The sequence below is a fragment of the Candidatus Endomicrobiellum agilis genome (assembly GCF_020328115.1).
In the GTDB taxonomy this organism is placed as follows: domain Bacteria; phylum Elusimicrobiota; class Endomicrobiia; order Endomicrobiales; family Endomicrobiaceae; genus Endomicrobiellum; species Endomicrobiellum agilis.
Genome location: NZ_JAIXMW010000013.1, coordinates 1 through 1,203, shown reverse-complemented (window position 1 = coordinate 1,203; position 1,203 = coordinate 1). Strand labels below are relative to the sequence as shown.

The window sequence follows — 1,203 nt, the reverse complement described above, 5'->3', positions numbered from 1 at the left end:
TTTGTTCAATTCGCATTAGTGTTTCTTGCAGGATTTGTTTATGTTATCGGGTTTAATTTGGCTTTGACTTTAGACGGCAATAAAGCGTTTTCTGTCAGCATAGCTTTTGCGGCAAAAGTTATAATCTCTTCGGCTGTAACTCCGTTAGTGTTTTGGTTTTTGAATAAAATGACGGCATATATTTTGCCGGCGCAACAATCGCCGGAGTTGAGTTTAGCTAAATATCAACGGAAATCGCATTTATAAATAAAACAATAATAGATTTGTTCTGAAACCATGTTGCCGTTTCAAAAAAACGATTTTTTACTTTTAGTTGAAGATCTACAATATTCTTTTTTACTCGTAATGTAAGCGTTTCTAAGAACATAGATTTATCCATGTGCGGCGGCTGAAAAGTTTTTGGAATAAATATAGTTTACTAATAGGCTGTTTTCTTTTCGTTGTGAATAGTATAACAAAGATTGAGAGATTAAAAACTTATATCAAATTCCGGATTGCTTAGAATAACGTCTCGCAATGACGATGAAAGATAAAAATAAAATAATCGGCATATCTTGTAGGAAATATAAATGGTATGGCAGAAAGAAGATAAAGAAAATTATGATTTGTTTGTTGAGAAACAGAACTTTGTTTTGCTTGTTTTTTTAATAATGTTTTTGTGCTAGTCTTTTCGTCTTTTTGAGTTGCAGATTGTAAGAGGCAACGAGTATAAAAAAACATCGGAGCAACAAAGAACTTATAATACAAGAGAAAGAGCGCCGAGGGGAATAATTTATTCGTCTGACGGTCAGCCTATAGCAGGAAATAAATTTATTTATACAGTGCTATTTTCTTCTCCTGACAAAAATTTAACGCCTTCCGAATATATCCTAAAAGAATTAAGCAAAATTATCGGAAGAGAAGTAAAAGTTCCTCAAAATCAAGTTTTAAATAAAGGCAAAGCTATAAAGCTTGTAGATAATCTTACTTTTGCCGAAATGTTAAAGATACAAGAAAAAAGAATTTATCTGCCGGGAATTTCTGTCGCAGAAGAACCGCACAGAGTTTATTATCATCAATCAACCGGGCATTTGACAGGATATACAAGCGAAATCAATGATAAATCTATGTTCTTAGAAACGCTTACATTACGAGTAAAAAAGAATATTGTAGATCCTCAACTAAAAGTAAAAATCGTTTTTTTGAAACGGCAACATGGTTTCA

The 1,203-nt window shown here is 32.4% G+C and carries 2 protein-coding genes; both read left to right on the top strand.

What is annotated here, in order from left to right; all coding sequences use genetic code 11:
• On the top strand, positions 1 to 246 hold a 246-nt coding region (locus LE179_RS06275), incomplete at its 5' end, for a hypothetical protein (protein ID WP_374129522.1).
• Between the two features lie 437 nt (positions 247 to 683).
• The coding region (locus LE179_RS06270; RefSeq protein WP_374129521.1) for a hypothetical protein at positions 684 to 1,203 on the top strand (520 nt) is incomplete at its 3' end.